The organism is Pseudomonas sp. 1 R 17 (assembly GCF_900067035.1).
In the GTDB taxonomy this organism is placed as follows: domain Bacteria; phylum Pseudomonadota; class Gammaproteobacteria; order Pseudomonadales; family Pseudomonadaceae; genus Aquipseudomonas; species Aquipseudomonas marginalis.
In genome coordinates this window covers 1-25118 of record NZ_FKLB01000038.1, presented here as the reverse complement: position 1 = coordinate 25118, position 25118 = coordinate 1, and the positions used below count along the sequence as shown (strand labels likewise).

Annotated in this window: 22 protein-coding genes; 17 read left to right on the top strand and 5 right to left on the bottom strand. The window is 61.4% G+C overall.

Going from position 1 to position 25118, the window contains the following annotated elements; all coding sequences use genetic code 11:
- Positions 1–26: 26 nt before the first annotated feature.
- From rsmA to BFP99_RS13635, 4 genes are read right to left on the bottom strand one after another with little or no spacing between them, the layout of a single operon-like run.
- Positions 27–839: a 16S rRNA (adenine(1518)-N(6)/adenine(1519)-N(6))-dimethyltransferase RsmA gene (gene rsmA, locus BFP99_RS13650; protein ID WP_065925389.1), complete on the bottom strand. Its 813-nt coding sequence runs from the start codon at positions 837–839 to the stop codon at positions 27–29.
- Entirely contained in the window at positions 836–1825 is a 990-nt protein-coding gene (gene pdxA, locus BFP99_RS13645) for a 4-hydroxythreonine-4-phosphate dehydrogenase PdxA (protein ID WP_065947457.1), read from the bottom strand. The genes rsmA and pdxA overlap by 4 nt, the downstream gene beginning before the upstream one ends.
- Positions 1822–3162: a peptidylprolyl isomerase gene (locus BFP99_RS13640; RefSeq protein WP_027605910.1), complete on the bottom strand. Its 1341-nt coding sequence runs from the start codon at positions 3160–3162 to the stop codon at positions 1822–1824. Before BFP99_RS13640 ends, pdxA begins: the two co-directional genes overlap by 4 nt.
- Positions 3137–5947 carry an LPS-assembly protein LptD gene (locus BFP99_RS13635; protein WP_065947456.1) on the bottom strand — a complete coding sequence of 937 codons (2811 nt, stop codon included), beginning with the start codon at positions 5945–5947 and terminating at the stop codon, positions 3137–3139. The genes BFP99_RS13640 and BFP99_RS13635 overlap by 26 nt, the downstream gene beginning before the upstream one ends.
- A gap of 130 nt (positions 5948–6077) precedes the next feature.
- On the opposite strand from BFP99_RS13635, the gene BFP99_RS13630 reads away from it, so the two are divergent.
- From BFP99_RS13630 to BFP99_RS13620, 3 genes are read left to right on the top strand one after another with little or no spacing between them, the layout of a single operon-like run.
- The gene (locus BFP99_RS13630; RefSeq protein WP_065947455.1) at positions 6078–7103 is read left to right on the top strand and encodes an aminoglycoside phosphotransferase family protein; all 1026 of its coding nucleotides are present in this window, start codon (positions 6078–6080) and stop codon (positions 7101–7103) included.
- Positions 7100–7774: an N-acetylmuramate alpha-1-phosphate uridylyltransferase MurU gene (gene murU, locus BFP99_RS13625; RefSeq protein WP_065947454.1), complete on the top strand. Its 675-nt coding sequence runs from the start codon at positions 7100–7102 to the stop codon at positions 7772–7774. Before BFP99_RS13630 ends, murU begins: the two co-directional genes overlap by 4 nt.
- 1 nt (position 7775) lies before the next feature.
- A complete protein-coding gene (locus BFP99_RS13620; RefSeq protein ID WP_065925384.1) occupies positions 7776–8543 on the top strand; it encodes a TerB family tellurite resistance protein in 768 nt (255 codons plus the stop codon).
- A gap of 44 nt (positions 8544–8587) precedes the next feature.
- Here the strand turns inward: BFP99_RS13620 and BFP99_RS13615 are convergent, their stop codons facing one another.
- Positions 8588–9562, bottom strand: a complete 975-nt coding sequence (locus BFP99_RS13615) for an alpha/beta hydrolase family protein (RefSeq protein WP_065947453.1) — start codon at positions 9560–9562, stop codon at positions 8588–8590.
- Positions 9563–9639: 77 nt separating this feature from the next.
- Here BFP99_RS13615 and BFP99_RS13610 point away from each other — a divergent pair, with 77 nt between their 5' ends.
- The 14 genes from BFP99_RS13610 to BFP99_RS13545 all read left to right on the top strand — a co-directional run bounded on the left by BFP99_RS13610 (position 9640) and on the right by BFP99_RS13545 (position 25070).
- Entirely contained in the window at positions 9640–11634 is a 1995-nt protein-coding gene (locus tag BFP99_RS13610; protein ID WP_065947452.1) for a PAS domain-containing sensor histidine kinase, read from the top strand.
- A gap of 18 nt (positions 11635–11652) precedes the next feature.
- Positions 11653–12282, top strand: a complete 630-nt coding sequence (locus BFP99_RS13605) for a response regulator (protein WP_027605903.1) — start codon at positions 11653–11655, stop codon at positions 12280–12282.
- Between the two features lie 225 nt (positions 12283–12507).
- Positions 12508–13620 (top strand): ABC transporter ATP-binding protein, encoded by a 1113-nt coding sequence (locus BFP99_RS13600; protein WP_065947451.1) that lies wholly within the window; start codon positions 12508–12510, stop codon positions 13618–13620.
- 43 nt (positions 13621–13663) lie between these two features.
- Positions 13664–14704, top strand: a complete 1041-nt coding sequence (locus BFP99_RS13595; protein ID WP_065925381.1) for an ABC transporter substrate-binding protein — start codon at positions 13664–13666, stop codon at positions 14702–14704.
- A gap of 139 nt (positions 14705–14843) precedes the next feature.
- Positions 14844–16076, top strand: a complete 1233-nt coding sequence (locus tag BFP99_RS13590) for an ABC transporter permease (protein WP_065925380.1) — start codon at positions 14844–14846, stop codon at positions 16074–16076.
- A gap of 12 nt (positions 16077–16088) precedes the next feature.
- The gene (locus BFP99_RS13585; RefSeq protein ID WP_017739612.1) at positions 16089–16913 is read left to right on the top strand and encodes an ABC transporter permease; all 825 of its coding nucleotides are present in this window, start codon (positions 16089–16091) and stop codon (positions 16911–16913) included.
- Positions 16914–17029: 116 nt separating this feature from the next.
- Complete coding sequence (locus BFP99_RS13580) at positions 17030–18178, top strand: iron-containing alcohol dehydrogenase (RefSeq protein ID WP_065925379.1); 1149 nt, start codon at positions 17030–17032, stop codon at positions 18176–18178.
- A gap of 84 nt (positions 18179–18262) precedes the next feature.
- Positions 18263–18937, top strand: a complete 675-nt coding sequence (gene rpe, locus BFP99_RS13575; protein WP_024077703.1) for a ribulose-phosphate 3-epimerase — start codon at positions 18263–18265, stop codon at positions 18935–18937.
- Positions 18934–19752 (top strand): phosphoglycolate phosphatase, encoded by an 819-nt coding sequence (locus tag BFP99_RS13570; RefSeq protein ID WP_065925377.1) that lies wholly within the window; start codon positions 18934–18936, stop codon positions 19750–19752. Before rpe ends, BFP99_RS13570 begins: the two co-directional genes overlap by 4 nt.
- A 70-nt stretch (positions 19753–19822) precedes the next feature.
- The gene (gene trpE / locus BFP99_RS13565) at positions 19823–21304 is read left to right on the top strand and encodes an anthranilate synthase component I (RefSeq protein WP_065947450.1); all 1482 of its coding nucleotides are present in this window, start codon (positions 19823–19825) and stop codon (positions 21302–21304) included.
- A gap of 10 nt (positions 21305–21314) precedes the next feature.
- Positions 21315–21908 carry an aminodeoxychorismate/anthranilate synthase component II gene (locus tag BFP99_RS13560; protein ID WP_065925376.1) on the top strand — a complete coding sequence of 198 codons (594 nt, stop codon included), beginning with the start codon at positions 21315–21317 and terminating at the stop codon, positions 21906–21908.
- A gap of 9 nt (positions 21909–21917) precedes the next feature.
- Positions 21918–22967, top strand: coding sequence for an anthranilate phosphoribosyltransferase (trpD, locus tag BFP99_RS13555; RefSeq protein ID WP_065925375.1), 1050 nt, complete (start codon positions 21918–21920; stop codon positions 22965–22967).
- Positions 22964–23800, top strand: a complete 837-nt coding sequence (gene trpC, locus BFP99_RS13550; RefSeq protein ID WP_065925374.1) for an indole-3-glycerol phosphate synthase TrpC — start codon at positions 22964–22966, stop codon at positions 23798–23800. The genes trpD and trpC overlap by 4 nt, the downstream gene beginning before the upstream one ends.
- A gap of 121 nt (positions 23801–23921) precedes the next feature.
- On the top strand, positions 23922–25070 hold the full coding sequence (locus tag BFP99_RS13545) for an integrase core domain-containing protein (RefSeq protein WP_065924691.1): 1149 nt from the start codon (positions 23922–23924) through the stop codon (positions 25068–25070).
- The last annotated feature ends 48 nt before the right edge of the window (positions 25071–25118 follow it).

The following is a 25118-nucleotide window of genomic DNA, read 5'->3' as shown; positions in this document are numbered from 1 at the left end:
CATGTGTCTGGCCATGCCTGGGGGGTTCAGTCGGCGACTGGCGCAGGCTGGATGGCAAGTTGGTCGGCCAGGCGCACGAACGCGGCGAGGTCCAGTTGCTCGGGGCGCAGGCTGCCGTCGACGCCGGCTGCTTCGATCTCGGCGTTGCTCAGCAGGGCTTTGAGTGTGTTGCGCAGGGTCTTGCGGCGCTGGTTGAACGCCTCACGCACCACGCGTTCCAGCAATTTGTGATCCTTGGCCGGGTGTGGCAGCACGGCGTGAGGCACCAGGCGCACGATGGCCGAATCGACCTTCGGCGGCGGGTTGAATGCGCCCGGGCCGACATTGAACAGGTGTTCGACGCGGCAGTGGTACTGAACCATGATCGACAATCGGCCCCAATCACCACCACCAGGGCCGGCAGCCAGGCGTTCCACCACTTCTTTTTGCAGCATGAAGTGCATGTCGCGGATGATCCCGGCGTTGTTCAGCAGGTGGAAAATCAGCGGTGTGGAGATGTTGTACGGCAGGTTACCCACCACACGCAGGCTATTAGGCGCGGCGTTGAGGGTATTGAAGTCGAACTTCAGTGCATCGCCCTGATGCAGGTTGAAGTTGGGCTTGCCGGCGAACTGCTGGTTGAGGATCGGGATCAGGTCCTTGTCCAGTTCCACCACGTCCAGTTGGCCGCCACTGGCGAGCAAGCCTTGGGTCAGCGCGCCCTGGCCCGGGCCGATTTCCAGCAGGCGGTCTTCTGGCTTGGCATGGATGGAGCGCAGGATACGGTCGATCACGCCTGCGTCGTGCAGGAAGTTTTGCCCGAAGCGCTTGCGCGCCCGGTGTTGGTAATGCTCGGTCATATACGGGTCTCGGCCATCTGATAGGCGGTTTCCAGGGCCACGTGCAGGCTGCCGGTATCGATCTTGCCGCTGCCTGCCAGGTCCAGGGCGGTGCCATGGTCGACGGAGGTGCGGATGATCGGCAGGCCCAGTGTCACGTTGACTGCGGCGCCGAAGCCTTTGTACTTCAGCACGGGCAGCCCCTGGTCATGGTACATCGCCAGCACTGCGTCGCAGTGCTCCAGATATTTGGGGGTAAACAGAGTGTCTGCTGGCAGTGGGCCACGCAGGTCCATGCCTTCCAGGCGCAGACGCTCCAGGGTTGGTTCAATGATGTCGATTTCTTCATGGCCCAAGTGTCCGCCTTCGCCGGCGTGGGGGTTGAGCCCGCAGACCAGGATGCGCGGTTGGGCGATGCCGAATTTTTGTTGCAGGTCGGCATGCAGGATGCGCGTAACGCGCTCCACACGCTCGGCGGTGATGGCGTCGGCAATGTCGCGCAATGGCAGGTGCGTGGTCACCAGGGCGACCCGCAGGCCGCGTGTGGCCAGCATCATGACGACTTGAGCGGTGTTGGTCAGCTCGGCCAGGAACTCGGTGTGGCCGGAAAACGCAATGCCCGATTCGTTGATCACGCCCTTGTGGACCGGCGCGGTGATCATGCCGGCGAAGTCGCCGTCGATGCAGCCTTGCCCCGCGCGGGTCAGGGTTTCCAGGACGAACGCCGCATTGGCCTTGTCGAGTTGACCGGCAACGACCTTGGCTTGCAGCGGGGTGTTCCACACATACAAGCTGCCGGCGGGCGCCGGCAGGTCGGGCCAGTTGCCCGGTGCCACGTCCAGCAGACTGACGACCACACCCAGCTGCGCGGCCCGCTCAAGGAGCAGGTCGCGGCTGGTAATGGCAATCAGGGGGTGCGGCTGGGGGTGCGAGGCGAGCAGCAGGCACAGGTCTGGACCAATGCCGGCCGGCTCGCCGGGTGTCACGGCGAAACGCTGGGGTTTCACGGAGCTGCCTGGTCGGTGCCTGTTTGCTCGGCGCCTGGCAGCTTGTTTTCCACGTAGGCTTCGTCACGGATCTGACGCAGCCAGGTTTGCAGCTCTTCGTCGTATTTGCGGTTACGCAGTACGTTCAACGCCTGCTGCTCGCGGGCCTGGCTGGTGTTGTCGGTGGCGCGACGACCAAGGACTTCCAGTACATGCCAGCCATATTGGGTCTTGAACGGCTTGGACAGTACGCCTTGCGGAGTATCGGCCATTACCTGCTGGAACTCAGGCACCAGGGCTTTCGGGTCGATCCAGTTCAGGTCGCCGCCGTTGAGGGCGGAACCTGGGTCTTCCGAGAAGCTCTTGGCCAGGGTGGCGAAGTCTTCACCGCTTTCGATGCGGTCATAGATCTTCTGGGCCAGTTCCTTGGTTTGGGCCTCGGTGCGGATTTCGCTTGGTTTGACCAGGATATGACGAACATGCACTTCGTCTTTCAGCGAGGTCTCGCCACCGCGACGTTCCAGCAACTTCAGGATGATGAAGCCGCCTGGGGTGCGGGCTGGCTGGGTGATGCCACCCACTTCCATGGCACTCAGTTCACGGTCGAACGGAGGTGGCAGTTGAGCAGCTTTACGCCAGCCCATATCACCACCTTCAAGGGCGTTGTCGCTGCCGGACTGGGCAATGGCCATCTGGGCAAAGTCAGCGCCGGCTTTCAGGCGATCATAGATAGCCTGGGTTTTCGCCGCTGCCGCATTCAGTTGCTCGGAGTTGGCACTGTCCGGCGTCGGAATCAGGATATTGGCCAGGTGCAGTTCTTCGGAAAGCTGCATCTTGCCCAGGTCCGAGGCCAGGAAGTTCTTCACTTCCTGCTCGGATACCTGGACCCGCTCGGCAACGCGACGCTGGCGCACACGGCTGATGATCATTTCGCGGCGGATCTGGTCACGGGCGTCTTCATACGAAAGACCATCGTGGGCCAGGGCCGCGCGGAATTGATCAATGCTCATGTTGTTGCGCTGAGCGATGGTGCCGACCGCCTGGTTCAGTTCTTCGTCCGAAATGCGGATGCCGGAACGCTCGCCGATCTGCAGTTGCAGGTTTTCGACGATCAGGCGTTCCAGTACCTGCTGGTCCAGCACGCTGGTCGGTGGCACGCCACCGCCACGCTTGGCGATGGTTTGCTGCACTTCCTTGACGCGCTGGTCCAGTTGGCTTTGCATGATCACGTCGTTATCGACGATGGCCACTACTTTATCCAGTTGCTGAACCGCAGCGTGAGCCGATACGGTGCCCAGGAACAGCGCGCCCAGCACTAGCGGGCGCAGACAATCAGAAAGCTTGGTCTTCACGTTCACGATAACCTTCAATGCCTTTGTCGAGGAAGCTCTCTACCTTGGCGCCGGTCAGGCCGCCGAGTCCTTTGAGGACGATCTGCAGGAAGAGCCCGTGGTCACCCTTTTCGTTAAGCGGGGCGATCTGGCTGTATTCGTCGTTGGAAACCCAGTAACGGTTGATGACGCGCAGTTTCCAGCAGCAGTTGTCGTATTCGAAACCACCGAAGGCTTCCAGGGTACGGTTGCGAGCGTAGTCATACTGCCAGCGGGTGATCAGGTTCCACTGGGGAATGATCGGCCACATCATCGAGAAGTCGTGTTGTTGGATTTTGTAGTAATCCTTCACGTAGTTCGGATCGCCTGGTTGACCGTAGTCGCCACCGAACTGCCATTTGCCGGTCAACTGGTTGTAGACGACCTGGTCGTTACGATAGCGATAACCGACGTTGATGATCTTGTTCGGGTTGTCTTCCGGCTGGTAGTGAAGCATCGCGCTACCGGAACGAGGGCTGTGCTCCTCGGTGTCCCAGTTGTAGTCGGCAGTGGCGCGCCAGTCGCGGTTGAAGCGGAACTCGTAGTCCAGGGCAACGGGCGATACGTCGGACTGTGCATCGGCACGGTCGGCCGCCAGGATGCCAGGCAGTTGTACTTCACGATCCTTGAAGTACACAGCCTGCCCCACGGATACGCGTTGACGCTCGAAACCGTTTTCTTCGATCCACCGGCTGGTCAAGCCCAGGGACAGCTTGTTCTCGTCGCCGATACGGTCGGAGCCGCTGAAGCGGTTGTCGCGGAACAGGGACGCGTAGCTGAACGAGTATTCGCTGGTGTCGAAGACCGGGATATCGGCCTGGTCCTTGTTCGGCACGTACAGGTAGAACGCGCGCGGCTCGAGGGTCTGGCGATAATCCTTGCCGAACCAGTTGGTGTTGCGATCGAAGTACAGGCCGCTGTCGACGCTGGCCACCGGAACCGCACGGTCCTGGGAGCTCTTGAAGGTGCCGCCCGCGTACGGGTTGGCTGCGGTTGCCGCATTCTGATCAGCAATGATCTGGTTCTTGCCGATGTTATCCAGGTCCAGATCGTACTTGGTGTACACGTACTTGAGCTTCGGCGTTACAAAGCCGTAGGTCCAGTTCATCGGGTACTCGACAGCCGGCGCTACGTTCAGGCGCGTGCCATTGGCACGGGTAAGACCGCGGACATAAGTGTCGAGGCGGCGCTCGATGTCCCCGTTCTCATTGCTGAAATTGCCGTTTTCCAGGTCGCGATCAAAGCGTACGGCTTCGGTCTCATAACTGAAGTTCAAGCCACCCGGATGATAAGGCAGGGTACCGTTGAAGGTGATCTGCGGCAGGCGGTTATACGGCGTGACCTGGGAGATCGTTGCCAACTGGTAAGCCTGCAGGTTCAGGCGTGCCTGGAAGGTGTCACCGCGATAAGCCACGGAGCCCTGCTGGTTGACGTAGTCGCGGCTCTCGACACCTTCCTGGTAGGACTTGAGGTCCTGGAAGTAGTAAGGGTCACTGATCGTGGTGTAGTCGACCTGGGTCAGTACACGCGAATCCAGCCCGCCCTTGTGCTGCCAATTGAGCATGTAGCGGGTTTTTTCGTAGTCGGTCTGCTTCTTGCGTTCGTCGTTGTCGTCGTTCAGGTACGCGCCGCCGAACTGGCCTTCGCTGGACTTGGTGAGGTAGCGGAATTCGCCTTCCATCATCATGCCGCGCTTGGTCATGTATTGCGGGTACAACGTGGCGTCGTAGTTTGGCGCCAGGTTGAAGTAGTACGGCGTGACCAGGGTAAAGCCGGTTTCGCCGCCGGTGCTGAAGCTCGGTGGCAGGAAGCCGGACTGACGACGGTCGTCGATCGGGAAGTAGATGTAAGGGGTGTACAGGATCGGAATGTTCTTGATCCGCAGCGTCGCGTTGGTGGCCGTACCGAAACCGGTGGCCGGGTTCAACGTGATGTTGTTGCCCCTGAGCTGCCAGGCATTGCTGTCCGGCTCGCAGGTGGTGTACGTACCATCCTTGAGGCGGATGATCGCGTTTTCGGCGCGCTTGGCATACAGCGCGTTACCGCGGATACGCGACTTGTGCAGCACGTATTCGGCGTTGTCGATCTGCGCAGCGCCGGTATCCAGTTGAACCTGGGCGTGGTCGCCGACGATCAATGCACCGTTGTCGCGCAGTCGCACGTTACCGTTCAGCTCGCCACGGTTCTCGGCCTGGTACAGGCTGGCTTCTTCCGACTCCAGCTGCATGCTGCCCTGGCGCATGACGACGTCACCGGCCAGGGTTGCGACTTGTTGTTCCTGCTCGTAACGAGAGGCCTTGGCACCGATGAAGGTGGGCGCATCGCTCTTGTTCGTCTTGTCGTTCATGCCAGGACGAGTTGGCTCGATGTACGCGCCGCCGCAGTAAGGACCGGTTTCCGCCAGCTGGGCTGCGGTCAACTTTTCGCGAGGCACCCAGTCCAAGTGGCTGTAGTCGGCGCTGCGCGAACGCAGGCCACGGCCTTTGGACTCGGTGACCAGTGCGGTCTTCGGCTCGGCTTCGGCACTGCCGCCAGCGTCGGCCTGCGCCGTGCTGTTGGCCGAGCTGACGGCTGCGCCGTCATGCACCGGGCGCGGTGGCAATGGGGCTGCGGCGGTCTTCGGCGCGCAGTCCCAGGCACCCGAAGCAGAGACTGAGCAGTCATACTGTTCCGCGGCGACCACGAATGAGGTGGCGAAGGGTTGCATGACCAGCAGACTGCCGGTTACCAGCAACGGAAATTTTCTACGAAACGCGGGGGATTTCAATGCCATCTTATTAGTCCGGGCTTCCTGCGTGCCATCTGCCCGCGGTTTGGGCCGCACGCCTCTCGATGGTCTGAAAAAGATGCGTGATAATAAAGCATGACCCGCTTGACGGCTAGCGCCGTCGGAGACCCTTGTAATGCCCGAGCAAGATCTACGTTTACAGCAGCTGGAAGTCTGGCTGGATGAGCAGTTGCCGATCCTTTTCAACGCTCAAGGCTGGGGTGCCGTACCCCCGGCCACATTGACCGCGGCCAGCAGCGACGCGAGTTTCAGGCGCTATTTCCGTTGGGAAGGCGGCGGTCGGACTTTCGTGGTAATGGACGCGCCGCCGCCTCAGGAAAACTGCAAGCCTTTCGTCGATATCGCTTATTTGTTGTCGACGTCGGGAATAAATGTTCCAAAAATTTATGCACAAGACTTGCCGCGAGGCTTTCTTTTGCTCAATGACCTGGGCAGAAAAACCTACCTGGACGTGATAAACGACGAAAACGCCGATCAATTGTTTGCCGATGCCATTGACGCCTTGCTGGCTTATCAGCAGTTGCCGATGGACGCACCACTGCCCAGCTATGACGTCGCCTTGCTGCGCCGTGAACTCGAATTGTTTCCCGAATGGTACGTGCGCCGACACTTGGGTCTCGAGCTGGATACCCGGCAGCATGCACTTTGGCAGCGTGCCAGCGATCACTTGATCGACAGCGCCCTGGCGCAACCCAAAGTGCTGGTGCACCGCGACTATATGCCACGCAACCTGATGATCAGCGAGCCTAACCCTGGCGTGCTGGATTTCCAGGACGCGGTGTATGGTCCGGTCACCTACGACATCACCTGCCTGTTCAAGGACGCCTTTCTCAGTTGGCCCCAGGCCCGTGTGCGGGAATGGCAGCGCGACTACTGGGAGCGTGCGGGCCAGGCCGGCATTCCGGTACAACCGGATTTCGAAGACTTCCTGCGCGCCAGCGACCTGATGGGCGTGCAGCGCCACCTCAAGGTTATCGGCATCTTTGCGCGCATCTGCCATCGCGACGGCAAGCCACGCTACCTGGCCGACGTACCGCGCTTCTTTGCTTATATAGAGGCGGTGCTGGACGATCGCCCGGAGTTGAGCGAACTGGCTGAGTTACTGACCAGCCTGCGCCAGCCCGCAGAGGCCGGCGTATGAAGGCCATGATCCTGGCCGCCGGCAAAGGCGAGCGGATGCGTCCGCTCACCTTGCACACCCCCAAGCCGCTGGTGCAGGCCGGCGGCAAGCGCCTGATCGAGTACCACCTGGAGGCGCTGGCCAAGGCCGGCTTTACCGATGTGGTGATCAACCATGCCTGGCTCGGCCAGCAGATCGAGCGCTACCTGGGGAATGGCGCGCAGTTCGGCTTGCGTATCCGCTACTCCCCGGAGGGCGAACCGCTGGAAACCGGCGGCGGGATTTTCCAGGCGCTGCCGTTGCTGGGGGATGAGCCATTCCTGGTGGTCAACGGCGATATCTGGACCGACTACGACTTCACCCGACTCAAGCAGCCGCTTAAGGGCCTGGCTCATCTGGTGATGGTCGACAACCCGGCACATCACCCCTCGGGCGGTGATTTCTACCTTGATCAGGGCTTGCTTCATGATGCGGCGCCCGGTGCCGATAACCTGACCTTCAGTGGCATTTCAGTGCTCGACCCCCGGCTGTTCGAGGGTTGCAACGCCGGTGCCTTCAAGCTGGCGCCGCTGCTGCGTGCGGCCATGGCGAAAGGTTTGGTAACGGGGGAACACATGGCGGGACGCTGGATTGATGTCGGCACGCTGGAGCGCCTGGCGCACGTCGAAACCCTGCTGACAGCGGGGCAGTAGCATGTTGTGGCCAGGGACGCTGATCGGCGCCGGGGCTGGCTTTGCCATTGCCAGTATTCCGGGGGCCTTGTTGGGTGCGCTGTTGGGGCAGGCGCTGGATCGCCGCCTGCAACTGCACAGTTGGGCACAGTTGCGCGAGCGCTTGGGCGGGCGTCCGGCGTTACGCAATGACGAGTTATTGTTTGTGTTGCTCGGGCGCCTGGCCAAAAGCAACGGGCGTGTGGTGGACGGGCATATCCAGCAGGCGCGGCAGGAAATGCGCTCACTGGACATGACCGAATCGGCCCAGCGCCGCGCGATTGCGGCGTTCAACCGCGGCAAATCCGGTTCCGACCGGGTACGCCGCTACCTGCGTGTGCTCAAGGCCCAGCCCCATGCGGCGGAAGGGGTGTTGCGGGCGTGCTGGCGGATGGTCTGGGCGGACGGCAAGGCGGATGCCGCCGAGCGCGACTTGATCGACCTGTGGGGGAAGTGGTTGGGCTGGACACCGCAACAGCTCCAGGCGCTGGCGGCCGACTACACACCTGAGCGCAAGCCGCTGGTCAATCGTGGCACGACCTACCAGGAAGCGTTGCGCTTGCTCGGCGTGACAGCTACCACCGAGCCGTCGGTCATCAAGCGTGCCTATCGCCGCCTGCTGAGCCGTCACCACCCGGACAAGGTGGCCGGCAGTGGCGCCACCCCCGCGCAAGTGCGTGAAGCGACCGAGCGCACCCGTGAATTGCACAATGCCTATTCGTTGATTCGCGAGCGCCGGGATTTTCGTTAGAGGCCACTATTTCACGGATAACCACATTGGTTCTGTGCTGATCCTCAGTCGGCGCTGGCCTGCGGGCTCAACCAGCCGCGAACCCGGCGATACAACTGTTCCTGCTCGGCGGCGCTGTTGCCGGGCAGGGTCTTCAACGACACCTGCTTATAGCCGTCATTTTTCAAGCGCTTCGCAGCCTGGGCGCGTGCCAGGGCGTTATTGCGTGCTTGAGCGTTGTCTTGATAGAAGACGTCGGCCGTCGGCAGCTTCAGCGCCGGCGCCAGTTGCTGCACGTCGGGATGACGCCCGGCAGGCGTCTGGGCGGCAACCATCACGAGCTTCTGCACCTGGGAGGGTTGTTTTTCAGTCAGGTAACGCGCCGCCCACCAGGCGCCAGTGCCATGGCCCACCAGCACCACCGTGCGTGCGCTCTGGGTCTGGGCAAAAGCCACGGCGGCATCGATGCGCGCAAAGATGCGCGAGGCGTCGGTCTTGTCCTGTTCGTCTGCACCCGGGACCACCGCCGGGTCGGTGCCTTCCGCCTCGGCGCTGGCGGCTTGCTCGATCGGCTTGTCGGCGGTGCTCGCGTCTTTACTGCTGGTGTCGACGGTGGCGTTGGGTGCTTCCATGACGCGCGGTGGCAGGGTGTCCATGCTCACGTCCGGTAACGACAGGCTGAGGCTGCCCCAATTGGCATCCGGCAATTTACGTCGCAACGGGCCGATTGCTTGCGGCCAGTCAGCATTTTCGCCGGCGCCCGGTACGATAATCACCACGCCTTCGGGTTCGGCGCTGTTGGCCGGTTTCCACAGGGCAAGGAATGAATCACTGCCGGCCTGCAACTGTTGCTGTTCCTGCTGCGGGATTTTGCGTTCCAGGGCGCTGGCCTCTTCCTGGCTACGCTCGGGCAGGGATTGGCGTTCGACGGGTTTTTCGGCAGCCGGTGCCGGTGCGTCTTCAGCCTGCACAGAAAAGGCACTGGTAAACAGCAGTGACAGGCACAATGCTGGCAGTGCCGAACGGTTTCGATAGGACATCGTTGATTTCCGGCCAGAAGTGATTCCAGCAGCCTAATGGGTTGGTCAGTATTTGTCAGTGATGTGAGACGTGGATCATGGGTTTTCGCTGTCTGCTGGTTATCGGCTGTTTGTGCCTTGCCTTGATGGCCAACGCTTCCCCCACGCCCGCCACACCGCAGGCGCAGCTGAATGCGCCGCAGCGCGAATGGCTGGCCCGGCACCCGGAGCTGCGGGTGGGCGTGGTCTTGCAGGCGCCTTACGCGCAATACGACCGACGCCTGCAGCGCTTGTCCGGGGCGAATGTCGAGTTGATGCAGTGGCTGGCCAAGGCACTGAATATCGAGCTGACCTGGCGCAACTTCCCTGATCAGGAGCAGTTGGAGGCGGCCGTACGCGACGACGAGGTGGACATTGCCCCTGGCCTGCAGCAAACCCCGGCCGGTTTGCGCCTGTGGCAGTTCACCGACCCGTATATGCGTGTGCCTCAACACATTGTCGGCATCCGCGAGGGTGGTGGTGCCGTGGAGTTGGAGAAGCTCGACGATCAATCCCGTGTTGCCGTGCGCATGCCCAGTGCTGTGGCCGATTACCTGCGTAGTACCTATCCCGGCCTCAACCTGCAAGGCGTGCCCATGGAGCGCCAGGCCTTGCAGTTGTTGGTCAGCCAGCAGGCGCGTTATGCCGTGGTGGATGAAGCGCAATTAAGCCGCTTGTCTGCAGAGGCGGAGTTCAGCGGGCTGGCGGTGGTCGGGGACATCGGCCTGCCGCAATTGCTGCGGGTCGCCACGCGGCGGGACTGGCCGGAACTGGCCGGCATCATGGAAAGTGCCCTGAGCGCGATCCCGGCCCGCGACCTGGATCAACTGCACAGTCGCTGGCTGCAACCCAAATACCCACGTTTATCCGAATCCAAAGGCCTTTGGCAGAACCTCAGCCTGCTGCTCGGCCTGTTGCTGCTCGCCAGCCTGGCCGTGGTGTTCTGGCAGCGCCGCCAGCAACGCGTGCTGGAGCACGACCTGCTGGCCGCCCGCGAAGAAAGCGCCGCCCGTGCCGCCGGTGCCGAAGCGTTGCGCTTGACGCAGTTTTCCATCGACCAGAGCACCGTCGGCATCCTCTGGGTCAACTGGGACAGCCACGTGCGCTACGCCAATCGTGCGGCCGAGAGCATGCTGGGTTACGAGCCCGGTGCACTGATCGAACGGCCGCTGGTCGACCTCGACCCGACCCTGGATATGGACCGCTGGCTCAACCTGTGGAAGCGCGCACGGGCCAGCGAAGAGGGGCCGCAGAACTTCGCCACCGATTGTTTGCGCGCCGATGGCAGCATCCTGCCGGCCAACGTGTCCTTGAGCTTTCTGCGATTTGCCGAGGCGGAATACCTGGTTGTCTACCTGAACGATGTCACCGAACTGCGCCGCACCCTGGCCGCCTTGATGCAGAGTGAAGCGCAACTGCGCGAGTTGTCCGCCCACCTGGAAACCGTGCGCGAAGAAGAAAAGGCCCGCATCGCCCGGGAAGTGCACGACGAACTCGGGCAAATGCTCACGGTGCTCAAGCTGGAAACCTCCATGTGCGAGCTGTCCTACGCGCAACTGGATCCTGGCCTGCATGAGCGCTTGAACAGCATGAAGCGCCTTATCGCCCAACTGTTCCAGTTGGTGCGGGACGTGGCGACGGCGCTGCGCCCGCCGATTCTCGATGCCGGGATTGCCTCGGCCATCGAATGGCAGGCGCGGCGTTTCGAAGCGCGCACGCAGATTCCCTGCCTGGTGCAAGTGCCGGATAACCTGCCGGCCTTGAGCGATGCCAAGGCCATCGGCCTGTTCCGTATCCTGCAAGAGGCGCTGACCAATGTGATGCGCCATGCCCAGGCGCATACTGTCGAACTGACCCTGGCGGTGGAAGGCACCGACCTGCGGCTGACCATCAGCGACGATGGCGTCGGTTTCGTCCAGGCCCAGGGGCGCCCGGTGTCGTTTGGCCTGGTGGGGATGCGCGAGCGGGTGCTGATCATGGGCGGGAAACTGAGCCTGGACAGTCAATTGGGCGAGGGCACCACCCTGAGTGTCACGGTGCCTTTGGATGCATAACGATAAGAGGAAGCCCTTGTGATCCGTGTACTGGTAGCCGAAGACCACACCATCGTTCGTGAAGGCATCAAGCAATTGATCGGCCTGGCCAAGGACCTGCTGGTGGTGGGGGAGGCGAGTAATGGCGAGCAGTTGCTCGAGACCTTGCGCCATGTGCCTTGCGAGGTGGTGTTGCTGGACATCTCGATGCCAGGCGTGAATGGCCTGGAAGCGATTGCGCGCATTCGTGCGCTGAGCAATCCGCCGGCGATCCTGGTGCTGTCGATGCACGATGAGGCGCAAATGGCCGCTCGCGCCCTCAAGGTGGGTGCTGCGGGTTACGCCACCAAGGACAGCGACCCCGCGCTGCTGCTGATGGCGATTCGCAAGGTCGCGGCCGGCGGGCGCTACATCGACCCGGACCTGGCGGACCGCATGGTCTTCGAGGTCGGCCTGACGGATTCAAGGCCTTTGCATTCGCTGCTGTCCGAGCGTGAATTCTCCGTGTTCGAGCGCCTGGCCCAGGGCGCCAACGTCAATGACATCGCCCAGCAACTGGCGTTGAGCAGCAAGACCATCAGCACTCACAAGGCGCGGCTGATGCAAAAGCTGAATATCACCTCCCTGGCCGAGCTGGTGAAGTACGCCATGGAGCACAAGCTCCTCTAACCACATATCCAATAACGACAACCCCAAAACACCGCCGAACCCATTCTTGCCGCTTGCAGCTCGCCTCTTGCCGCTGCCCTGTCCCATCCCCGCCATCCGTGTAGGGCGATCCCTACCCCAAACCTTCCATCCGGCTGATGCCATTCTCTCCTGGCCCCCGATTTCCGGGGTCTCGCGCCTGGACTACGCTTGTGCCACAGCAGTCCAAAACACAAAGGTGCGGGTATGAGCGAGGTGGATTCAAATGATGTGCTGGTCAGCTTTCGTGGCGTGCAGAAGAGCTACGACGGCGAGAACCTGATCGTCAAAGACCTCAACCTGGAGATTCGCAAGGGCGAGTTCCTCACCCTGCTCGGGCCTTCCGGTTCGGGCAAGACCACCAGCCTGATGATGCTGGCCGGCTTCGAAACGCCGACCGCCGGCGAAATCCAGCTGGCCGGGCGCTCGATCAACAACGTGCCGCCGCACAAGCGCGACATTGGCATGGTGTTCCAGAACTACGCGCTGTTCCCGCACATGACCGTCGCCGAGAACCTCGCGTTCCCGCTGTCGGTGCGCGGCTTGAGCAAGACCGATATCAGCGAGCGGGTCAAACGCGTGCTCAGCATGGTCCAGCTCGACGCCTTCGCCCAGCGCTATCCGGCGCAACTGTCCGGCGGCCAGCAGCAGCGTGTGGCCTTGGCCCGGGCGCTGGTGTTCGAGCCGCAACTGGTGCTGATGGACGAACCCCTCGGTGCCCTCGACAAGCAACTGCGCGAACACATGCAGATGGAGATCAAGCACCTGCACCAGCGCCTCGGCGTGACCGTGGTGTACGTGACCCACGACCAGGGCGAAGCCTTGACCATGTCCGACCGCGTGGCGGTGTTCCACCAGGGCGAGATCCAGCAGATCGCTGCGCCACGCACCTTGTATGAAGAGCCGAAGAACACCTTCGTCGCCAACTTCATCGGTGAAAACAACCGCCTCAATGGTCGCCTGCACAGCCATACCGGCGAGCGTTGCCTGGTGGAGCTGGCGCGCGGCGAGAAGGTCGAGGCGCTGGCGGTGAACGTCGGCCAGATCGGCGGTCCGGTGACCCTGTCGGTGCGCCCTGAGCGTGTCAGCCTCAATGGCTCCAGCGAAAGCTGCGTCAACCGTTTCTCCGGGCGGGTGGCGGAATTCATCTACCTGGGCGACCACGTGCGCGTGCGCCTGGAAGTCTGCGGCAAGGCCGATTTTTTTGTGAAACAACCGATCGCCGAGCTGGACCCGGCGTTGGCGGTCGGCGACGTGGTACCGATTGGCTGGCAAGTCGAGCACGTTCGCGCACTCGACCCACTTCTAGAGGCGAATTGATCGCCCCATGGCTTCACCAACCCTGCACGTGGAGAGAACAACAATGTTGAGATCCCTGAAATATTCCGTCCTGGCCCTGAGCTTGATGGGCGCGACACAGGCCATGGCTGGCCCGGACCTGACCGTCGTGTCCTTTGGCGGTGCGAACAAGGCTGCACAGGTCAAGGCTTTCTATGCGCCTTGGGAAAGCGCGGGCAACGGCAAGATCGTCGCCGGCGAGTACAACGGTGAGATGGCCAAGGTGAAAGCCATGGTCGACACCAAGAGCGTGTCCTGGGACCTGGTGGAGGTGGAGTCGCCGGAGTTGTCCCGTGGCTGTGACGAAGACATGTTCGAGCCGCTGGACCCGAAACTGTTTGGCAACAGCGCCGACTACGTGAAGGGCGCGATCCAGCCGTGCGGCGTGGGCTTCTTCGTATGGTCGACCGTTCTGGCCTACAACGCGGACAAACTGGCTTCTGCGCCAACCAGTTGGGCGGATTTCTGGGACACCAAGAAATTCCCGGGCAAGCGCGGCCTGCGCAAGGGCGCCAAGTACACCCTGGAATTCGCCTTGATGGCCGACGGTGTTGCACCGAAGGACGTGTACAAAGTGCTGGCCGGCAAAGATGGCCAGGACCGTGCGTTCAAGAAACTCGACGAACTCAAGCCGTCGATCCAGTGGTGGGAAGCCGGCGCACAACCGCCGCAATACCTGGCCTCGGGTGACGTGGTGATGAGCTCGGCCTACAACGGCCGCATCGCCGCGGTGCAAAAAGAAAGCAACCTGAAAGTGGTGTGGAACGGCGGCATCTACGACTTCGACGCTTGGGCCATCCCTAAAGGCCTGTCCAAGGAGCGTGCCGAAGCGGCGAAGAAATTCATCGCCTTCTCGGTGCAGCCGCAGCAGCAGAAGACCTACTCGGAAAACATCGCCTACGGCCCGGCCAACACCCAAGCCGTACCGTTGCTGGCCAAGGACATCCTCAAGGATATGCCGACTACGCCGGAAAACATCGCCAACCAGGTGCAGATCGACGTGAGCTTCTGGGCGGATAACGGTGAACAGCTCGAGCAGCGCTTCAACTCCTGGGCTGCTAAATAACACCGCCTAACCCTTGTGGGAGGGGGCTTGCTCCCGATGACGGTGTGTCAGGCGACACATGTGCTGACTGACCCACCGTCATCGGGAGCAAGCCCCCTCCCACAGGTTATTGCATTCATTTTCTGAATCGGAGTTTGCCATGGATATCGCCATTCCTGGCCCCACCCTCAAGCAGCGCCTGGCGCGTGCCGAGCGGCTCAATCGCTGGAAGGCCCAGGCCTTGATTGCGCCGCTGGTGCTGTTTTTGCTGCTGGTGTTCCTGGTGCCGATTGTTGCGCTGCTGTTTAAAAGCGTCGGCAACCCGGAAGTGGTGGGCGGTCTGCCGCGTACCGTAGTGGCGGTGACGGCCTGGGACGGTCGTGGTCTGCCGGGTGAGCCGGTGTACCAGGCCCTCAGTGAGGACTTGGGCGAGGCACGCAAAAACCAGACCCTGGGCGACCTGTCCAAACGCTTGAACATGGAACTGGCCGGCTATCGCAGCCTGCTGACCAAAACCGCGCGGGCGCTGCCGTTTACCGAAGCGCCTGGCTCTTATAAAGAAGCGCTGGAAAACCTCGACGAACGCTGGGGCGACCCGGCGTACTGGCAGGCGATCCGGCGTAATACCAGCAGCCTGACACCGTTTTACCTGCTGGCGGCCGTCGATCATCGCATCGACGACCTTGGCGAAGTGGCCCCGGCCACCCCGGACCAGGCGATCTACCTGGACATCTTCGCCCGCACCTTCTGGATGGGCCTGGTGATCACCGCCATCTGCCTGCTGCTGGCTTATCCGCTGGCGTATTTGCTGGCCAACCTGCCGGCGCGCAAAAGCAACCTGCTGATGATTCTGGTGTTGCTGCCGTTCTGGACCTCGATCCTGGTGCGGGTGGCGGCATGGATCGTGTTGCTGCAATCCGGCGGGCTGATCAACAGTGCGCTGATGGGCATGGGCCTGATCGACAAACCCCTGGAGCTGGTGTTCAACCGCACCGGGGTCTACATCTCCATGGTGCATATCCTGCTGCCGTTCATGATTTTGCCGATCTACAGCGTGATGAAAGGCATCTCGCCCACCTACATGCGTGCGGCGATCTCCCTGGGCTGTCACCCGTTCGCCAGCTTCTGGCGCGTGTACTTCCCACAGACGTATGCCGGTGTCGGCGCCGGCTGCCTGCTGGTGTTCATCCTGGCGATTGGTTACTACATCACCCCGGCACTGCTGGGCAGCCCGAACGACCAGATGGTCAGCTACTTCGTGGCCTTCTACACCAACACCAGCATCAACTGGGGCATGGCGACGGCGTTGGGCGGCTTGCTGCTGCTGGCGACCGTGGTGCTGTACCTGATCTACAACCGGCTGGTGGGCGCCAGCCGCCTGCGCCTGAGCTGAGGAGACCTTGCGATGCTGAGCCCTTATATGTCACCAGTGGAACGGGTGTGGTTCTACAGCTTGCGGATCCTCTGCGGCTTGATCCTGTTGTTCCTGATCTTGCCTGTGCTGGTGATCATCCCGCTGTCGTTCAACAGCGGCAGTTTCCTGGTGTATCCGCTGCAAGGCTTCTCGCTGCATTGGTACCAGGATTTCTTCGCCTCGGCGGAATGGATGCGTGCGTTGAAGAACAGCATCATCGTCGCCCCGGCCGCCACGGTATTGGCCATGGTGTTCGGCACCCTGGCGGCGATCGGCCTGACCCGTGGGAATTTCCCCGGCAAGGCGTTGGTGATGGCCCTGGTGATTTCGCCGATGGTGGTGCCGGTGGTGATTATCGGTGTGGCCAGCTACCTGTTTTTTGCGCCACTGGGCCTGGGCAACAGTTTCTTCTCGCTGATCGTGGTGCATGCGGTGCTTGGGGTGCCGTTTGTGATCATCACCGTGTCGGCGACCTTGCAGGGTTTCAACCATAACCTGGTACGGGCCGCGGCCAGCCTGGGTGCCTCGCCTTTGACGGCGTTTCGCCGGGTAACCTTGCCGTTGATTGCACCGGGGGTGATCTCCGGCGCGCTGTTTGCCTTCGCGACCTCGTTCGATGAGGTGGTGGTGACCCTGTTTCTCGCCGGCCCCGAGCAAGCGACCCTGCCGCGCCAGATGTTCAGCGGCATCCGCGAAAACCTCAGCCCGACGATTGCGGCGGCGGCGACCTTGCTGATTGCCTTCTCGGTGTTGCTGTTGCTGACCCTGGAGTGGCTGCGTGGGCGTAGCGAGAAACTGCGCACGGCCCAGGTCTAAAGCCCACACAGCCGCCTCCCACAGGGGGGCTGTGACCATTCAGCGCCTGAATGGAAGACAACCCGATCCAGTCAGCTACTCTTGTGCCAGCCCATCACCGATAAGAGGCCGCGCACATGAGTACTTCCTCATTCAAGATCGCCCACAAACTGCTGACTGGCGCTGGCGCCATTGAGCAACTCGCCGCCGAGCTGACGCGCCTGGATGTGGATAACCCGTTGATTGTTACCGACGCGGCGCTGGTCAAGTCAGGCACGGTGGCGCTGGCACTCGAACACCTGGGTGAGCGCCCTTACGAGATTTTCGACCGCGTGCTGCCTGACCCGGAAATCTCCATCGTCGAAGACTGCATGCAGGCGTACCGCGACGGTGGCCACGACGGCCTGATCGGCCTGGGCGGCGGCAGTGCCATCGATATTGCCAAGAGCGTTGCCGCCTATGCCGGTTACCACGGCGCCCTGGCGGACTTATTTGGCGTCGACCAGGTGCCGCGCAAGGGCCCGCCGCTGATCGCCATCCCGACCACCGCCGGCACCGGCTCGGAAGTGACCAATGTGGCGATCCTCTCCGACAAGGTCGCGCAGTTGAAGAAGGGCATCGTCAGCGACTACCTGCTGCCGGACGTCGCGCTGATCAGCCCGCAAATGACCCTGACCTGCCCGCGCAGCGTCACCGCTGCCAGTGGCGTGGATGCGCTGGTGCATGCGATTGAGTCCTACCTTTCCCTGAATGCCTCGCCGATCACGGATGCCCTGGCCATCGGTGCGATCAAGCTGATCGCCAAGGCGCTGCCCAAGGCCTACGCCAACCCGGCCAACCTGCAGGCCCGCGACGATATGGCCACCGCCAGCCTGATGGCCGGCATGGCCTTCGGCAATGCCGGGGTGGGCGCAGTGCATGCGTTGGCCTACCCGCTGGGCGGGCGGTTCAATATCGCCCATGGCGTCAGCAATGCGCTGTTGCTGCCCTATGTGATGCACTGGAACAAACTGGCCTGTGTCGAGCGCATGCAGGACATTGCCCAGGCCATGGGCGTGAATGTCAGCGGCCTGAGTGTCAACGATGCCGCCGACCAGGCCGTCGAGGCGATGACGCGATTGTGTGCCGCCGTGGAGATTCCTTCCGGCCTGCGCAGTTTCGGGGTTCCCGAAGACGCCATCCCGGCCATGGCCACGGAAGCGGCGGGTATCGAGCGCCTGATGCGTAACAACCCGCGCAAGCTCAGCGCGGCCGATATCGAGAAAATCTATCGGGCGGCGTACTAGCCGTTGAGTTAGGTCACGGTGCGCAGGGCAAAGCATGAGGTATACAATGCGCGCCATCGTGATTTAGCTCAAAAAAGGTGCGTCATGCAGCCCTTCGTTATTGCTCCATCGATTCTCTCCGCCGATTTCGCCCGCCTGGGTGAGGAAGTGGACAAGGTGTTGGCCGCCGGTGCCGACTTCGTGCACTTCGATGTCATGGACAACCACTACGTGCCCAACCTGACCATCGGTCCGATGGTCTGTGCGGCGCTGCGCAAGTACGGCATCACCGCGCCGATCGATGCGCACCTGATGGTCAGCCCGGTGGATCGCATCATCGGTGACTTCGTTGACGCCGGCGCGACCTATATCACCTTCCACCCGGAAGCCTCTCTGCACGTCGACCGCACCTTGCAATTGATCCGCGAGGGCGGTTGCAAAGCCGGCCTGGTGTTCAACCCGGCCACCCCGCTGGACGTGCTCAAGTACGTGATGGACAAGGTCGACATGGTGCTGCTGATGAGCGTCAACCCGGGCTTCGGCGGGCAGAAGTTCATCCCCGGTACCCTCGACAAGCTGCGCGAAGCCCGTGCGCTGATCGATGCGTCGGGCCGCGACATCCGCCTGGAAATCGACGGTGGGGTCAACGTCAACAATATCCGTGAAATCGCGGCCGCCGGCGCCGACACCTTCGTGGCCGGCTCGGCGATCTTCAACGCCCCGGACTATCAGGAAGTCATCGCCAAGATGCGCGCCGAATTGGCGCTGGCGCGTCCATGAGCGGCTTTGAGCAGCTGTTCCCCGGCAAACTGCCACGGCTGGTGATGTTCGATCTGGACGGTACCTTGATCGACTCGGTGCCAGACCTGGCGGCGGCGGTGGACGAGATGCTGCTCAAGCTGGGGCGCAAGCCGGCGGGGCTTGCGTCGGTACGCGAGTGGGTCGGCAATGGCGCACCGATGCTGGTGCGCCGGGCCCTGGCCAATCACATCGATGCCGAAGGTGTCGATGAGGTCGAGGCCGAGCACGCCCTGGAGCTGTTCAACGCAGCCTATGAACGCAGCCACGAACTGACCGTGGTCTACCCCGGCGTACGCGACACCCTCAAATGGCTGAGCAAGCAGGGCGTGGAAATGGCCCTGATCACCAACAAGCCGGAGCGCTTTGTCGCGCCGCTGTTGGACCAGATGAAAATTGGCCGTTATTTCCGCTGGATCATTGGTGGCGATACCTTGCCGCAGAAGAAACCCGACCCGGCGGCGCTGTTTTTCGTGATGAAAATGGCCAATATTCCGGCGTCCCAGTCGCTGTTTGTCGGCGATTCACGCAGTGACGTGCTGGCGGCGAAAGCGGCCGGCGTGCAGTGCGTGGCCCTGAGTTACGGCTACAACCATGGTCGTCCGATCGCCGAAGAGTCGCCGTCGCTGGTGATTGATGACCTGAGACTGCTAATCCCCGGTTGCTTGGGAGCTGGCGCTGAGATAACGTTGCCCGACATCGATCCGTCCCCTTCTGGAAATTCCATCGTGGTGGTCACTCGCAAACTCTGGATGAAAGTCATCAAGGCCCTGGCCCGCTGGCGTTGGCGCGCCTGACTGATCCTGGCCGCGCCATGCGGCACGTTTGCATACCTGACTGTTAGACCCTCACGCCACGAGGCACCTCATGATCCGCGAAGAATTCCTGCGTTTGGCCGCTGCCGGCTATAACCGTATCCCCCTGGCCTGCGAAACCCTGGCCGACTTCGACACGCCACTGTCGATCTACCTGAAGCTGGCCGACCAGCCCAACTCCTACCTGCTGGAGTCGGTACAGGGCGGCGAGAAATGGGGCCGTTACTCGATCATCGGCCTGCCATGCCGCACTGTGCTGCGGGTGCACGACCATCATGTGAGCATCAACCATGATGGTGTCGAGATCGAAAGTCATGAGGTCGAAGACCCGCTGGCCTTCGTCGAAGCCTTCAAGGCGCGCTACAACGTGCCGACCATCCCTGGCCTGCCGCGCTTCAACGGCGGCCTGGTGGGGTACTTCGGCTATGACTGCGTGCGCTATGTGGAAAAACGCCTGGGCAAATGCCCGAACCCTGACCCGCTGGGCGTGCCGGACATTCTGCTGATGGTCTCCGACGCGGTGGTGGTGTTCGACAACCTCGCCGGCAAGATGCACGCGATCGTGCTCGCCGACCCGTCCCAGGCCGACGCCTTCGAGCAAGGCCAGGCCAGCCTCGAAGCGCTGCTGGAAAAGCTGCGCCAGCCGATCACCCCGCGTCGCGGCCTGGACCTCAGCCGTCCGCCGGCGGCTGATCCGGTGTTCCGCTCCAGCTTTACCCAGGATGACTATGAGCGCGCGGTCGATACCATCAAGGAATACATCCTCGCCGGTGACTGCATGCAGGTGGTGCCGTCGCAACGCATGTCCATCGACTTCAAGGCGGCGCCCATCGACCTGTACCGGGCGCTGCGCTGCTTCAACCCGACGCCGTACATGTACTTCTTCAACTTTGGCGACTTCCACGTAGTGGGCAGCTCGCCGGAGGTGCTGGTGCGTGTCGAGGACAACCTGATCACCGTGCGCCCGATTGCCGGCACACGCCCGCGTGGCGCGACCGAAGAAGCGGATCTGGCGCTCGAAGAAGACCTGCTCAGCGACGACAAGGAAATCGCCGAACACCTGATGCTGATCGACCTGGGTCGTAACGACACCGGGCGTGTCTCGGAAATCGGCTCGGTGAAGTTGACCGAGAAGATGGTCATTGAGCGTTATTCCAACGTGATGCACATCGTGTCCAACGTCACCGGCGAGTTAAAAGCCGGGCTGACTGCGATGGACGCGTTGCGGGCGATTCTGCCGGCGGGCACCTTGTCGGGGGCGCCGAAGATCCGCGCGATGGAAATCATCGACGAACTGGAACCGGTCAAGCGCGGTGTCTATGGCGGCGCCGTGGGGTATTTCGCCTGGAACGGCAACATGGACACCGCCATTGCGATTCGCACGGCGGTGATCAAGGACGGGGAGCTGCACGTGCAGGCCGGTGGCGGGATTGTCGCCGACTCGGTGCCGGCCCTCGAATGGGAAGAAACCCTGAACAAGCGCCGCGCGATGTTCCGCGCCGTAGCGCTGGCTGAACAGACCCCCAATTCTTGAGGTTTCCCCCATGTTGCTGATGATTGATAACTACGATTCCTTTACCTACAACGTTGTGCAGTACCTGGGGGAGCTGGGCGCCGAGGTCAAGGTGGTTCGCAATGACGAACTGACCGTGGCCGAAATCGCTGCCCTGAACCCGGAGCGCATCGTGGTTTCGCCGGGCCCCTGCACGCCGACCGAGGCGGGTGTCTCCCTCGAGGCCATCAAGTACTTCGCCGGCAAGCTGCCGATCCTGGGCGTTTGCCTGGGCCATCAATCCATCGGCCAGGCCTTTGGCGGTGATGTGGTGCGCGCGCGCCAGGTGATGCACGGCAAGACCAGCCCGGTATTCCATAAAGACCTGGGCGTATTCCAGGCACTCAACAACCCGGTGACCGTGACCCGCTACCACTCGCTGGTGGTCAAGCGCGAAACCCTGCCGGAATGCCTGGAGCTGACCGCCTGGACCCAGCTGGAAGACGGCTCCGTCGACGAGATCATGGGCCTGCGTCACAAGACACTGAATATCGAAGGGGTGCAGTTTCATCCTGAATCGATCCTGACCGAGCAGGGCTACGAGCTGTTCGCCAACTTTCTCAAGCAGAGCGGCGGCACGCGCTAAGGACTTTCCATGGATATCAAGACTGCCCTGAGCCGTATCGTCGGCCATCTGGACCTGAGCACCGCTGAAATGAGCGATGTGATGCGCGAAATCATGACCGGTCAATGCACCGATGCGCAGATTGGCGCCTTCATGATGGCGATGCGCATGAAGAGCGAAAGCATCGACGAGATCGTCGGCGCTGTATCGGTGATGCGTGAGCTGGCGGACAAGGTCGAGCTCAAGACCCTTGACGGCGTGGTCGACGTGGTCGGCACCGGCGGTGACGGTGCGAACATCTTCAACGTCTCGACGGCCTCTTCCTTTGTGGTGGCGGCGGCGGGTTGCACCGTGGCCAAGCACGGTAACCGCGCGGTGTCCGGCAAGAGCGGCAGTGCCGACCTGCTGGAAGCGGCCGGCATCTACCTGAACCTCACGCCGGTACAAGTGGCGCGCTGCATCGACAACGTCGGCATCGGCTTTATGTTTGCCCAGTCCCATCATGGTGCAATGAAGCACGCCGCCGGCCCGCGCAAAGACCTGGGCCTGCGTACCCTGTTCAACATGCTCGGCCCGCTTACGAATCCGGCCGGTGTGAAGCACCAAGTGGTGGGCGTGTTCAGCCAGGCACTGTGCCGGCCATTGGCTGAAGTGCTGCAACGCATGGGCAGCAAGCATGTGCTGGTGGTGCACTCCAAAGACGGCCTGGACGAGTTCAGCCTGGCCGCGCCAACGTTTGTGGCGGAGCTGAAGGATGACCAAATCACCGAATACTGGGTCGAACCGGAAGACTTGGGCATGAAGAGCCAGAGCCTGCACGGCCTGGCGGTGGAAAGCCCGGCGGCGTCCCTGGAGCTGATTCGCGATGCCCTGGGGCGTCGTAAGACCGAGAACGGTCAAAAAGCCGCGGAAATGATTGTTCTGAATGCTGGCGCGGCACTTTACGCAGCCGATCATGCCTATAGTCTTAAGGAAGGTGTCGAATTGGCCCACGATGCGCTGCACACCGGTCTGGCTCGTGAAAAGCTCGAAGAGCTGGGAGCATTCACCGCTGTATTCAAGATGGAGAATGAAGGATGAGCGTGCCGACCGTTCTGGAAAAAATCCTGGCCCGCAAGGCTGAAGAAGTCGCCGAACGCCGTTCCCGTGTGAGCCTGGCCGAGTTGGAGGCCCAAGCGAAAGCCGCTGATGCGCCACGTGGATTTGCCAAGGCACTGATTGCCCAGGCCAAGCTCAAGCAGCCGGCCGTGATCGCCGAGATCAAGAAAGCTTCGCCGAGCAAGGGCGTGATTCGCGAAAACTTTGTACCGGCGGAAATCGCCGTCAGCTACGAGAAGGGTGGGGCGACTTGCCTGTCGGTACTCACTGACATCGATTTTTTCCAGGGTTCCGACCTGTTCCTGCAGCAGGCCCGCGCGGCCTGCAAGTTGCCGGTGATCCGCAAGGATTTCATGGTCGATCCGTACCAGATCGTTGAAGCCCGTGCCTTGGGCGCCGACTGTGTGTTGTTGATCGTCTCCGCATTGGATGACGTGAAGATGGCCGAGCTGGCGGCCGTGGCCAAAAGCGTTGGCCTGGATGTGCTGGTGGAAGTGCACGACGGCGATGAGCTGGAGCGCGCGCTGAAAACCCTCGACACACCGCTGGTGGGGGTCAACAACCGTAACCTGCACACCTTCGAAGTCAGCCTGGAAAACACCCTCGACCTGCTGCCGCGTATTCCGCGCGATCGCCTGGTGATTACCGAAAGTGGCATCGTCAACCGTGCCGATGTGGAGCTGATGGAAATCAGTGACGTTTATTCGTTCCTGGTGGGTGAGACCTTCATGCGTGCCGAGAACCCGGGGGCGGAACTGCAGCGTCTGTTCTTCCCGGAGCGTGGCGTGGCGGTCAGTGGTTCCACTCTCGATTGATTTGAAATGCGATCAACGTGTGGGAGGGGGCTTGCCCCGGTACAAACCGGGGACATCGTTTACATTTCTAACCGGGGACATGGTTTACAGGCTAATACGCATGATCAGGAGGTAACTGATCATGCCCTGGAACCAAGAGTCCCCCATGAATCAAAGAATCAAGCTGGTAGCTGATTGGCTTTCTGGCAACTTCACCAAAAGCCAGTTGGCACGCCGCTTTGACGTTAGCCGACCTACCGTCGATAAGTGGATTGCCCGGCACGACGGCGATTTGAGGTCTTTATCCGAACTGTCCCGGCGACCTCACAACAGCCCAAATAAAACCGACGACGAGATTTTGGCCCGTGTAGTCGCGATGAAGGAGGCTCACGATAAATGGGGGCCGAAAAAGCTTCTCGAGCTATTACGGCTGGAAGATCCCTCCGTCACCTGGCCCTCTCCAAGTACGGCCGGTCAATGGCTTGACCGACTTGGGCTCGTCAAAAAGCGGCGCTTCAAACGCCGACACAGCATTTCCCACGCACAAATGCGAAAGGCCGACGAACCTAACAAGACGTGGTGTGCTGACTACAAAGGGCAGTTCAAGATGCTTAATGCTCAGATGTGCTTCCCTTTGACCGTCACAGACCATGCGTCGCGGCTGATTTTAGCGTGCAGGGCCCATCCCAAGATCATGACCCAGCCTGTAAAACAGGCCTTTGAGAGGCTTTTTCAGGAGTACGGCATGCCGGAAGTTATCCGTTCGGACAACGGGGTACCGTTCGCCTCTCCTGGCCTGGCAAGAATATCCACACTGGCAGTTTGGTGGATTCGGCTGGGTATTTATCCCGAGCGAACCATGCCGGGAAGACCCGCCCAGAATGGTCGCCATGAACGAATGCACCGTAGCTTGAAACTTGAGTTGCCCTTAGGGAAAAACTTAGTCGAGCAGCAGCTTTTGCTGGAGCATTTCAGGCATGAGTTTAATTACGTACGCCCTCACGAAGCGCTCGGCATGAAACGTCCGGGAGACTTGTATGTGCCGTCCACCCGAATTTATCCAGGATGCTTGCCCGATGTGGAATATCCGGCAGAAATGAAAGTTCGAAGCGTCAGGCAGGACGGATCGATCAAGTGGAACGGCAAGTTGGTATTTATCAGCGAGGCGCTGTCCGGGGAAAGGATAGGGCTCAAAGAAGCTGAAGATGAAGCTTGGGATTTGTACCTGTGTGATTATCCCTTGGGGAGGCTTGGACGAGGTATGACCCGCGTCCAGGCCTCAAATGTGTAAACGATGTCCCCGGTTTCAGATGTAAACGATGTCTACGGTTCTACACCC